The sequence below is a fragment of the Halopseudomonas pelagia CL-AP6 genome, assembly GCF_000410875.1.
In the GTDB taxonomy this organism is placed as follows: domain Bacteria; phylum Pseudomonadota; class Gammaproteobacteria; order Pseudomonadales; family Pseudomonadaceae; genus Halopseudomonas; species Halopseudomonas pelagia.
The window spans coordinates 1-11833 of sequence record NZ_AROI01000025.1 but is presented as its reverse complement, the minus strand read 5'-3'; the positions used below and the strand labels follow the sequence as shown (position 1 = coordinate 11833).

The following is an 11833-nucleotide window of genomic DNA, read 5'->3' as shown; positions in this document are numbered from 1 at the left end:
AAACTGACTGACTTTAATTACTGTACGCCGCAAGGCGCCGCCACCAAGAGAGACCTTTCATGAGCGTGACCATCAAAACCCCGGAAGATATTGCCGGCATGCGTATTGCCGGACGCCTGGCCGCTGAGGTCCTGGAAATGATCGGCGAACATGTTCGCGTGGGCGTGACCACCGACGAACTCGACCGGCTGTGCCACGAACACATCGTCAATGTACAGAAAGCCATTCCCGCGCCACTTAACTATGGCGCCGCGCCAGGCCGCCCGGGCTTTCCCAAGTCGATCTGCACCTCGTTGAACCATGTGGTCTGCCACGGCATCCCGAACGACAAACCGCTAAAAAACGGCGACTGTCTGAACATCGACGTCACCGTGATCAAAGATGGCTACCACGGCGACACCAGCAAGATGTTCATGGTCGGTGATGTGCCCGAGTGGGCCCAACGCCTGACGCGGGTCACCCAGGAATGCATGTACAAAGGCATCGAGGTCGTACGACCTGGGGCACGTTTGGGCGACATTGGCCAGGTGATCCAGGATCACGCACATGCCAACCACTACAGTGTGGTGCGCGAATATTGTGGCCATGGCATCGGCAAAGTGTTTCACGAAGAGCCACAGGTTCTGCATTATGGCCGCGCTGGCACCGGCATGGAGCTGAAAGAGGGCATGACCTTCACCATCGAGCCAATGATCAACCAGGGCCGGCATGAAACCCGGCTGCTCGGCGATGGCTGGACCGCCATTACCAAGGATCGCAAGCTTTCCGCGCAATGGGAGCACACCATTCTGGTTACCGCCGACGGCTATGAAGTGCTGACGCGCCGTCACGAAGAAAGCTTTCAATAAACTGCTGTCTGGGGTCCGTTGTGGATAATGAACTGTTCGACCCAGGCCAGTTCCAGGCTGAGCTGGCACTGAAAAGCAGCCCTGTGGCCGCCTTCAAGAAAGCCATTCGCCAAGCGGATACGGTGTTGCGTGCGCGCTTCGAGGGCGGCCGTGACATTCACAAGCTGATTTATGAGCGGGCCTGGTTTACCGATCAGATCCTGCGCAAGGCCTGGTCTATTCAAGCCAGCACCGATGCCACTGATATCGCCCTGCTCGCCGTTGGCGGCTATGGTCGTGGCGAGTTGCATCCGCATTCGGATATAGACCTGCTGATATTGCTACGCGATAGCGGCCAGGACGCCCATAACGCATCCATCGAACAGTTTCTGATGTTGCTCTGGGATATTGGCCTGGAGGTTGGCCAAAGCGTGCGCTCGATCAGCGAATGCCAGGAAGAAGCACGCGCCGACATCACGGTGATCACCAACCTGATGGAATCGCGCACCCTGTCCGGTGACGAGCAACTGCGGCAGAGCATGATCAGCACCATCAGCGCCGAGCAGATGTGGGATGACGCCCGGTTCTTCCGCGCCAAGCGAGCCGAGCAGCACAAACGCCACGCCAAGTACAACGACACCGAGTACAACCTCGAACCCAACGTCAAAAGCTCTCCGGGTGGCCTGCGCGATATCCAGACCATCGGCTGGGTCGCGTTGCGGCACTTTGGCACCAACGATCTGCGCGAGCTGGTCGAGCGCGGCTTTCTCAACGAAGCCGAATACAACATTCTTACCTCCGGCCGCGCTTTTTTATGGCAAGTGCGATTTGCCCTGCACATTCTTGCCAAGCGCGCCGAAGACCGGTTGCTGTTCGACCACCAGCGCACTATCGCGCAGATGATGGGCTACGAAGACAACGACAGCAAATTGGCTGTTGAGCGCTTTATGCAGAAGTATTACCGGGTGGTGATGTCACTGTCCGAGCTGAATGATCTGCTGATGCAGCACTTTGAAGAGATTCTGCTGCGCAATGCCGAAACCACTGTGATCGAACCCATCAATAGCCGCTTCCAGGTACGCAATCACTATATTGAGGTAACCCATCCTCAGGTGTTCAAACGCACGCCCTTCGCGTTGTTGGAAATTTTCCTACTGATGGCCCAGCACCCCGAAATACGCGGCGTGCGAGCCGACAGCATTCGTCTGCTGCGCGACCATCGGCACCTGATCGACGATGCCTTCCGCGCAGATATTCGCAATACCAGCCTGTTTGTAGAACTGTTCCGCTGCAAGGAAGGCATTCACCGCAACCTGCGGCGCATGAACCGCTACGGCATCCTCGGCCGCTACCTGCCGGAATTCGGCAAGATAGTCGGCCAGATGCAGCACGATCTATTTCATATCTACACCGTGGATGCGCACACGCTGAATCTGATCAAGCATCTGCGCAAGCTCAACCAGCCCGAGTACCAGGAAAAGTTTCCCCTGGCCTGGCGGATTTTTTGTCGCCTGCCCAAGCCCGACCTGTTGTACATGGCGGGGCTGTATCACGACATCGCCAAGGGCCGTGGTGGCGATCATTCCGCGCTGGGCGCCGTGGATGCGACGCAGTTCTGCCAGCGCCACCAGCTACCGGCCTGGGATACCCATTTGGTCAGTTGGCTGGTGGAGAGTCACCTGATCATGTCCACTACCGCCCAGCGCAAAGACATTTCCGATCCGCAGGTGATTCACGACTTTGCCGTACAGATGGGCAATCAGGTGCGGCTGGACTATCTGTATGTGCTGACCATTGCCGATATCAATGCCACCAATCCGACGCTATGGAACTCCTGGCGCGCCTCGCTGCTGCGCCAGCTCTATACCGAAACCAAGCGCGCGCTGCGCCGCGGCCTGGACAATCCTCCGGACCGTGAAGAGCAGGTACACCAGACCCAACGGGCGGCACTGGATATTGTGGTACGCAGCGGCATTGATGAAGAGGATGCCGAAACCCTGTGGGAGCAGTTAGGCGAGGATTACTTCCTGCGCCATACCGCGAGCGATGTCGCCTGGCATACCGAGGCGATCATCCAGCACCCGGACCACGCCGGACCGCTGGTGCTGATCAAGGAAACCGCCCAACGCGAGTTCGAGGGCGCCACACAAATCTTCATTTACACGCCCGAACAGCACGACCTGTTTGCGGTGACCGTGGCGGCGATGGATCAGTTGAACCTGAGCATTCAGGATGCACGCATCATCACCTCGACCAACCGTTTCAGCCTGGATACCTATATTGTGTTGGATGCCGATGGCAGCTCAATTGGTGACAACCCTGCTCGTATTCGCCAGATCAAGCATGACCTGATTGAAGCACTCTCTGATCCGGACGCCTACCCCTCAATCATTCAACGCCGTGTGCCGCGCCAGTTAAAACACTTTTCCTTTGCTCCAGAAGTGACCATATTCAACTCGCCCGAAGGCCAGCACACCATCCTCGAGCTGAGCGCGCCTGACCGACCCGGCCTGCTGGCGCGCATGGGACGGATCCTGCTGGACTTCGACATCTGCGTGCAGAATGCCAAAATCGTTACCCTGGGTGAGCGCGTGGACGACGTATTCGTGCTCACGGATGCCAATAACCATGCGCTATCCGATCCCGAGCTGTGCAGCCAATTGCAGCAGACTATCATCGAAACGCTGGGCAACAGTGCTCAGCAATCTGACAATACTCAGCCCAACCAGATCGCCATCTGAGGACCTCACCCGCATGAATACAGATTTGCAACGCCTGCAGCCCTATCCCTTTGAAAAGCTGCGTGCGCTGATCGCGGACGTGACCCCCAATCCCGCATTGCGGCCTATCTCCCTATCAATCGGCGAGCCCAAGCACCCTTCGCCACCCTTTGTGCTGGAAACCCTGACCCGGCACCTGGACCAGACAGCGGTCTACCCTACTACTGTCGGCATCCCAGCGCTGCGCGAGGGTATTGCCCGCTGGCTCGAGCAACGCTTCCAGCTTGGCGCCAGCAAGGTAGACCCGGCAAGCCAGGTCATCCCGGTCAACGGTACCCGTGAGGCGTTGTTCTCCTTTACCCAGGCCATGGTCAACCGTGACCCTGCTGGGCTGGTGGTCAGCCCAAACCCCTTCTACCAGATCTATGAAGGCGCCGCTTTTCTGGCCGGTGTTGAGCCGCACTATCTGCCCTGCGACCAGAGCAATGGCTTTGTGCCGAATGTCGACGCCGTGCCCACAAACATCTGGGAGCGTTGTCAATTGCTGTTTATCTGCACGCCGGGCAACCCGACCGGAGCGGTCATGTCACTGGCCGACATGCAAAAGCTGATCGACCTCGCTGACCGCTACGACTTTGTCATCGCCTCGGATGAATGCTACAGCGAGATCTACGCCCCCCAGGGCCAAGCTCCGGTGGGCCTGCTACAGGCCTGCGCGGCGATGGGGCGTTCCGATTACGCCCGCTGCGTGGTGTTCCACAGCCTGTCCAAGCGCTCCAACCTGCCTGGCCTGCGTTCCGGCTTCGTTGCTGGCGACGCCAGCCTGCTACAGCCGTTCCTGACCTACCGTACCTACCATGGCTGCGCGATGCCGGTGCAGACCCAGTATGCGAGTCTCGCCGCTTGGCAGGATGAGCGCCATGTCGAAGACAATCGTGCGCAATACCAGGCCAAATTCGATGCCGTCCTGGATATTCTCGACGGCGTCATGGACGTACAGCGACCCGATGCCGGCTTTTATCTTTGGCCGCGCTCCCCGCTGGATGACCAGACCTTCACCAAGCGCCTTTTGGCCGAGCAGAACGTCGCAGTGGTACCGGGCAGTTTCCTGTCTCGGGAGATTGATGGTTATAATCCCGGCGCCGGACGCGTGCGCATGGCACTCGTGGCATCGCTGGAGGACTGCATCGAAGCAGCTCAACGTATTCGCGCCTTTATCGGGAGCCTCTGAATAATGACCACCCTGTACGGCATCAAGGCCTGCGACACCATGAAAAAGGCGCGTACCTGGCTGGACGAGCATGGCGTCGATTATCAGTTCCACGATTACAAGAAAGACGGTATCAGCACTGACAAGCTGAGCGCCTGGTGTAACGAGCATGGCTGGGAAAAGATTCTCAATCGGCAAGGCACGACCTTCCGCAAGCTCGATGACAGTGACAAGAAAGACATCGATACCGGCAAAGCCATTGCACTGATGCAGGCCAACCCGTCGATGATCAAAAGACCGGTACTCGATACTGGCTCACAACGGCTGGTGGGTTTCAAACCCGATGAATACGCCGCCGCCTTTGACTGACAACAGCACCAATTGCATCCAAGGAACCACCCTATGAGCGAATGTTTCAGCCTGGCTATTGGCATCGGCACTCAAAATACTGCAGGTGACTGGCTTGAGGTTTATTACCCTCAGCCCCTGCTGAACCCCGAAGCAGCCCTGATCAAGGTCATCAGCGAACAGCTGGGTTACAGCGGCGGCAATCAGGCCATTGCGCTGGCTGGCAATCAGTGCAGCACTCTGAGCGCGGCGCTCAGCGCTGCGGGCTTTACCGATGCCGCCGCTCTGGTCGCGTCTCTACAAGGCGGTACCCGCCCCCTGGTAGTCACGGTACTGGCTACCGACGAAGCTCCGGTGTCCACCCCCGAGGCCTATCTGAAGTTGCACTTGCTCTCCCATCGTCTGGTCAAGCCGCACGGCGTAGTGCTGGCCGGGATCTTCCCGCTGCTACCGAACGTCGCTTGGACCAATCAGGGTGCCATCGATATCAATGAACTGCCGCAGCGCCAGTTAGCCGCTCGCCTGCAGGGCCAGTCGCTAAACGTGCTCAGCGTGGATAAATTCCCGTGCATGACCGATTACGTCGTACCGTCCGGCGTGCGTATTGCCAACACCGCTCGTGTGCGCCTGGGCGCGTACGTCGGCGAAGGCACCACCGTCATGCATGAAGGCTTTATTAACTTTAACGCCGGCACCGCTGGCACTAGCATGGTCGAAGGACGTATCTCCGCTGGCGTGTTCGTTGGCAAGGGCTCGGACCTGGGTGGCGGCTGCTCAACCATGGGTACACTGTCCGGCGGTGGCAACATCGTCATCTCCATCGGCGAAGGCTGCCTGATCGGCGCCAACGCCGGTATCGGCATTCCGCTTGGCGACCGTTGCACCATTGAGGCCGGGTTGTATATCACCGCTGGCATCAAGGTCGCGTTGTTGGATGATGCAGACAATCTGGTCGAAGTGGTCAAGGCCCGCGACCTGGCCAATCAAACCGACCTGCTGTTCCGCCGTAACTCGCAGACCGGCTCGATCGAGTGCAAAACCAACAAGAGCGCGATCCAACTCAACGAAATACTGCACGCACACAACTGAGCGACAAGCTGATTAAGCTTGCCACCAGTAAAGCGCTAAGCAAGCCCGCTCCGATTTTTCGGCGTGGGCTTTTTTCTTTCTTGTAGCTTGCAGCTTTTAGTTAGCGGCTGCGGAGCAGACGCTCCACAGCCTGCGCGGCGGCGACCATGCCGAAGGTAGCGGTGACCATGGTGACTGAGCCGAAGCCTCCGGCGCAGTCCAGCTTGACGCCCTCGCCAACGAAAGACTTCTGCTGACAGACACTGCCATCGGGTTGCGGGTACCGCAGTTGCTCGGTGGAATACACGCAGGGTACGCCAAAGCTGCGCTTGCTTCCGGACCGGGGAAAGTTGTGATCACGCCGCAGCATTGAGCGAGCCTTGGCGGCCAGTGGGTCATTGACGGTTTTTGACAGGTCGGAGACCTTGATCTGCGTCGGGTCGATCTGTCCGCCGGCACCTCCGGTAGTGATCACAGGTATCCTGCGCCGTCTGCACCAGGCGATCAAGGCGACTTTGGAGGCGACGCTGTCGATGCAATCGATTACGCAGTCAAACTCCTCAGTGATGTGTTCAGCCAGATTGTTCTCGGTGACGAAATCCATTACTGGCCGCACATCGCACGCCGGGTTGATCGCACGTAAGCGTTCGGCCATTGCCTCTACCTTGGCACGACCAATCTGGCCAGTCATTGCCGGCAGTTGACGGTTGGTATTGGTCACGCAGATCTCGTCCATATCGAACAAGGAAAGTCGTCCGATTCCGGTACGCCCCAGCGCCTCGGCTACCCAGCTGCCGACGCCGCCAATGCCGACCACTGCCACATGACTGGCCTGCAGCCGGGCCAGGCCCGACTGGCCATACAAGCGGGCAATGCCGCCGAAGCGGGGATCATCTGTACTCATGCACACCTCAATTCGCTGTGCGCGCATTATACCCGTCATGCCAACACAGACCAGCGCGCCACCGGGTGTTACCATGTTCACCGGCCACGCCACCTATAAATCGTCTGCCTACTGGAGCCGCCATGGGACTGTTGTTCAAAGAAATCGATAGCCAGCCGTCCCCCATTGGCGAAATTTCGTTACGCCGGCGACGTATTCCTGCGCTGGGTGATCGCGACATTTATGAGGTCAAGCTTGGCGAGGAGTTTCTCATGTCAAGCATGTTCTACGAGGCCGAAATAGCCTTGGCCGATCTCGGTCTGGCCGCTGTGGAAGGTGAATCACTGTCGGTCGTCGTCGGCGGACTAGGGCTCGGTTATACCGCCGTTGCAGCGCTCAAGGATCGGCGCCTTGGCGAGCTGCTGATCGTCGAATATCTGGAAACGGTGATTCACTGGCACCACCAGGAAAAGGTTCCGCTGGGCAAGGAGCTGAACGCCGATCCGCGCAGCCGGTATGTGCACGGCAGTTTCTTCGACATGGCCGTTGCAGAAGACGGCGGCTTCGACCCTCAGGCACCCGGCCGTCTGTTCGATGCCATACTGCTGGATATCGACCACTCACCCCGGGCGCTGCTGCATCATGGCAATGCCAGCTTTTACACTGTAGCAAATCTTGGCCGCATGGCCCGCCAACTGCGCCACGGCGGCACCTTCGCACTGTGGTCGCAGGACCCGCCCGATGCCGAGTTCATGCAAGTCATGGACGCTGTATTCATCAACACCGCCGCGCATATCATTCCCTTCTTCAATCCGTTCCAGAACGGTGAAGCGACCAATACCATCTATGTTGGAGTCAAAGCCTGATGCCGTTCCATCCCCGTAACAAGCACAAGGGGCACTACAACTTTGGCGCGCTGACCGCCGCCAACCCGGCACTCAAGGCGCTGATCATCCGCAATAAGGATGGTGAAAAGACCCTCGACTTTACTGATCCGACTTCGGTCAAAGAGCTGAATCGCGCACTTTTACAGCTGCAATATGCCGTTACCGACTGGGGCATTCCTGACGGTTATCTGTGCCCGCCCATACCCGGCCGTGCCGACCTGATCCATGCCCTGGCCGACCTGTTAGGTGAAAGCCACGATGGCCACATTCCCACCGGGCCCGGACTAACCGGGCTGGATATCGGCACCGGCGCCAATCTGGTGTACCCGCTGATTGGCCAGCATGAGTATCAGTGGCAATTTGTCGGCAGCGATATCGATCAAGCCGCACTGGATAACGCCGAACGTATCCTGGCTGCCAACGCTAAGCTGCAGGGAGCAATCAGCCTGCGCCTGCAAACTGATCCCCAGGCGATATTCAAAGGCGTGGTCGGAGCCGATGAACAGTTCGATTTCAGCCTCTGCAACCCACCCTTTCACGCCAACAAGGGTGAGGCCAATGCCGCCACCGAGCGCAAGTGGCGCAACCTGGGCAAAGACAAAATCGTCGACGGACCCAAGCTGAATTTTGGCGGGCAGGCCAACGAGCTGATTACCCAGGGCGGTGAAGGCGGTTTTCTGGAGCGCATGATCAAGGAAAGCGCAGGCATTTCGCAGCACGTGTTCTGGTTCACTACACTGGTGTCCAAGTCAGCCCTGCTAGCGGACTTGGAACATCAGCTCAAAGCGCTAGGCGCCACCGACATTCGCGTGATCAGCCTAGCCCAAGGGCAGAAGCAAAGCCGGCTACTGGCCTGGACCTTCCTCGACAAGAAACAACGGCGCGCCTGGCGCAAGGCACGCTGGCCGCGCGCCCACAAAAAGCCTGAAGCGCTCTGAAACAGCACGCTCGGCCCTGAGTTATCGGGATCGAGTCTGCTACTATGGCTAATACACAGACCAAGCAGCGAAGCCAACATGAACGATCTCTCCCCCACTCTGGCCCTGGCCTGCGAGCTCATTGCCCGCAATTCCACCACCCCGAACGACGCCGGTTGTCAGCAGCTGATGGGCGAACGCCTGGCCGCCTGCGGTTTCCGACTCGAATCATTGCCATTCGGTGAGGTCGACAACCTCTGGGCCCGGCGCGGTATTGACGGCCCAGTACTCTGCTTTGCCGGCCACACCGATGTGGTGCCGACCGGGCCTAGCGAACGCTGGGAGCAGCCTCCGTTCGAACCGGTGATCAAGGATGGCATGCTCTACGGTCGCGGCGCTGCCGATATGAAAGGTAGCCTGGCCGCAATGCTGGTGGCAGTCGAGCGTTTTGTCGCCACCTTCCCGGATCATAAGGGCTCGATTGCCTTTTTGATTACCAGCGATGAGGAAGGCCCCGCGACCGAAGGCACGGTCAAGGTCGTCGAAACATTGGTTGAACGCGAAGAGTACGTCGACTGGTGCATCGTCGGCGAGCCTTCCAGTACTGAGCTAGTCGGCGATGTAGTCAAGAACGGCCGTCGCGGCTCGCTCAACGCCGAGCTGACCATCAAGGGCAAGCAAGGCCATGTTGCTTATCCCCATCTGGCGCGCAATCCCATTCACCTTGCGGCACCGGCGCTGGCAGCACTGGCAGCTGAGACCTGGGACATGGGCAATGAATTCTTTCCACCCACCAGCTTTCAGATATCCAATATCAACTCGGGTACCGGCGCGACCAACGTCATACCCGGCGACCTGGTCGCCCTGATCAACTTCCGTTTTTCCACTGAATCCACGGTGGAAAGCCTCAAGGCCCGCGTCACCGCCCTACTCGACCAACAGGGTCTTGATTACCAACTGAACTGGACGCTGTCCGGCCTGCCATTCCTGACCGAGCCCGGCGCCTTACTCGATGGCGTGCGCGCGGCCATCCGCCAGGTGACCGGCCGCGAAACCCAGCCTTCGACCTCGGGAGGCACCTCTGATGGTCGCTTTATCGCGACCATGGGCACGCAGGTAGTCGAGCTCGGGCCGGTCAACGCTACCATCCACCAGCTAGATGAACATATCAGCGCGGCCGACCTGGACACCCTGACCGATATCTACGAAGCGACACTCGAGCGGCTGCTGACCTGATGCTTAAACTGATCTGCCCGCACTGCCAGGCGTTGCTGACCTCGCAGGACAAACATTGGCAGTGCGAGAACGGCCACGGCTACGACCAAGCGCGACAGGGCTACCTGAACCTGCTGCTGGTCCAGCACAAGAACAGCCGCCAACCGGGCGACACACCGGCCATGCTGGCTTGCCGTCAGGCGTTTCTCGATGGCGGTCATTACCAGCCAATCAGCGACCAGATCAATCAAATATTTACCGAACAAGCACCCGAAACTCTATTGGATATGGGCTGTGGCGAAGGTTACTACACCGCCCGCCTGGCCGCCGCATTGCCGCATTGCCACGTTGCCGGGCTGGATATCAGCAAGGACGCCATCCTCAAAGCCTGCCGACGCAGCCGCGACATTCAGTGGCTGGTCGCATCCAGCGCCCGGCTACCGGTGCCCGATGCCAGCCTGGATGCTGCGCTGTGTGTTTTCAGCCCCTGGAGCTGGGAGGAATGCCTGCGCACGCTCAAACCCGGCGGCCAGGTGCTGCTGGTCGGCCCGGATGCTGACCACTTGCTAAGTCTGCGCGAAAACCTCTATGACAGCATTCATCCGACCCCGGAACTGATCAAGGTGCTGCCCGACGGCCTGCAGATCGTCAATGATCAGACCTTGCGCTATGCTCTGAACCTGAACCCGGCCGACCTGGCCAACCTGATCGGCATGACACCCCATGGCTTCCGCAGCCGCCCCGAACGCCAGCAGACTCTGTTGGAAACCGGGCTGCCGTCGCTGGAAGTCGCCATGCGACTGGTCTTGCTGCAACGTTCCTGAGAGGACTGCCCGTGCGCCAACCCGATATCGAAATCTACCTGCGCGAAGAACATCTGGACGCTATGACTGAGTGGCTGAACAACCAGATAGGCCCGCTGCAACTCAAACCCTGGCACGAACTCACCCGTCGCGGCAGCTTGACGCTGGAAGGCCAAGCGATTCCCTTGATGATCGTGCGTAAGGCCGCCGGCAAATGGGCCAGTGTCTGGTTCGATAGCGACGCAACGCCCTGGGAAACCGATCTGGATTGCGCCCGCGCCATCAGCTCCGGTCTCGGTCAGGAAGTACGTTGCTCCGTAGGCGGCTGGTCTGAAGAGCAAAGCGACGACGACCCCGACCGCTGGCTTAAGGTCACCACCGAAGGCGAAAGCGAATTCATCTGGGCGCTGAAACCCTGAGTCGCCAGCTAAACCATCACTGCAAGAGAGCCTACTCATGATCATTGCCTGCGCCCACTGCCATCGGAAGAACCGGATTGATCAAAGCCGTCTGGCGGACGCGCCTAACTGCGGCGCGTGCAAGCAGCCCTTGTTAACGAATCAGCCCATACCAGTGAACAGCGCTCAGTTCAATGCCCATGCGTCCGCCGACCTGCCACTGATTCTCGACTTCTGGGCACCCTGGTGCGGCCCCTGCCTGCAATTCGCGCCGACCTTTGAAAAAGCCGCCGCCGCCGCAGGCGCCAAAGCCCAGTTCCTCAAGATCAATACCGAAGAAGAACCGGCGCTGGCCGCGCGCTTCAGCATCCGCAGCATCCCGACCCTGATGGTGTGGCGCAACGGCCAGGAAGTGACCCGCCTCGCCGGCGCGCTGCCCCCGGGCGAATTCATGAAGTGGGTTTATCAACAGTTGGGCTAGATCCGCACGGCTATCCAACCGATTAGCGAAATGACGGCGGCACCCATGCTCACGGGGCGGGTTGCCCTGGACCGCT

General features: G+C 59.1%; 12 protein-coding genes. 11 read left to right on the top strand and 1 reads right to left on the bottom strand.

Annotation, left to right across the window (positions count from 1 at the left end):
* Positions 1-59 precede the first annotated feature (59 nt).
* Genes map through dapD form a run of 5 tightly spaced genes read left to right on the top strand, consistent with a single transcriptional unit; the run spans position 60 to position 6194 of the window.
* Complete coding sequence (gene map, locus K787_RS0116955; protein WP_022964008.1) at positions 60-848, top strand: type I methionyl aminopeptidase; 789 nt, start codon at positions 60-62, stop codon at positions 846-848.
* Positions 849-868: 20 nt separating this feature from the next.
* The gene (locus K787_RS0116950) at positions 869-3568 is read left to right on the top strand and encodes a [protein-PII] uridylyltransferase (protein WP_022964007.1); all 2700 of its coding nucleotides are present in this window, start codon (positions 869-871) and stop codon (positions 3566-3568) included.
* Positions 3569-3581: 13 nt separating this feature from the next.
* Complete coding sequence (gene dapC, locus K787_RS0116945; protein WP_022964006.1) at positions 3582-4778, top strand: succinyldiaminopimelate transaminase; 1197 nt, start codon at positions 3582-3584, stop codon at positions 4776-4778.
* A 3-nt stretch (positions 4779-4781) separates the two neighbouring features.
* Positions 4782-5126: an ArsC family reductase gene (locus tag K787_RS0116940; RefSeq protein WP_022964005.1), complete on the top strand. Its 345-nt coding sequence runs from the start codon at positions 4782-4784 to the stop codon at positions 5124-5126.
* 33 nt (positions 5127-5159) lie between these two features.
* Positions 5160-6194, top strand: a complete 1035-nt coding sequence (gene dapD, locus K787_RS0116935; RefSeq protein WP_022964004.1) for a 2,3,4,5-tetrahydropyridine-2,6-dicarboxylate N-succinyltransferase — start codon at positions 5160-5162, stop codon at positions 6192-6194.
* A gap of 100 nt (positions 6195-6294) precedes the next feature.
* Here the strand turns inward: dapD and tcdA are convergent, their stop codons facing one another.
* Positions 6295-7077 (bottom strand): tRNA cyclic N6-threonylcarbamoyladenosine(37) synthase TcdA, encoded by a 783-nt coding sequence (gene tcdA / locus K787_RS0116930; protein ID WP_022964003.1) that lies wholly within the window; start codon positions 7075-7077, stop codon positions 6295-6297.
* 122 nt (positions 7078-7199) lie between these two features.
* On the opposite strand from tcdA, the gene K787_RS0116925 reads away from it, so the two are divergent.
* From K787_RS0116925 to trxC, 6 genes are all read left to right on the top strand, one after another.
* Entirely contained in the window at positions 7200-7922 is a 723-nt protein-coding gene (locus tag K787_RS0116925; protein WP_022964002.1) for a spermidine synthase, read from the top strand.
* Positions 7922-8881: a 23S rRNA (adenine(1618)-N(6))-methyltransferase RlmF gene (rlmF, locus tag K787_RS23505; protein WP_022964001.1), complete on the top strand. Its 960-nt coding sequence runs from the start codon at positions 7922-7924 to the stop codon at positions 8879-8881. Before K787_RS0116925 ends, rlmF begins: the two co-directional genes overlap by 1 nt.
* Before the next feature lie 78 nt (positions 8882-8959).
* Positions 8960-10096: a succinyl-diaminopimelate desuccinylase gene (gene dapE / locus K787_RS0116915; RefSeq protein ID WP_022964000.1), complete on the top strand. Its 1137-nt coding sequence runs from the start codon at positions 8960-8962 to the stop codon at positions 10094-10096.
* Positions 10096-10899, top strand: coding sequence for a putative RNA methyltransferase (locus K787_RS0116910; protein ID WP_022963999.1), 804 nt, complete (start codon positions 10096-10098; stop codon positions 10897-10899). The genes dapE and K787_RS0116910 overlap by 1 nt, the downstream gene beginning before the upstream one ends.
* An 11-nt stretch (positions 10900-10910) precedes the next feature.
* Positions 10911-11297 carry a hypothetical protein gene (locus tag K787_RS0116905; RefSeq protein ID WP_022963998.1) on the top strand — a complete coding sequence of 129 codons (387 nt, stop codon included), beginning with the start codon at positions 10911-10913 and terminating at the stop codon, positions 11295-11297.
* Between the two features lie 37 nt (positions 11298-11334).
* A complete protein-coding gene (gene trxC, locus K787_RS0116900) occupies positions 11335-11757 on the top strand; it encodes a thioredoxin TrxC (protein WP_022963997.1) in 423 nt (140 codons plus the stop codon).
* Positions 11758-11833: the final 76 nt, after the last annotated feature.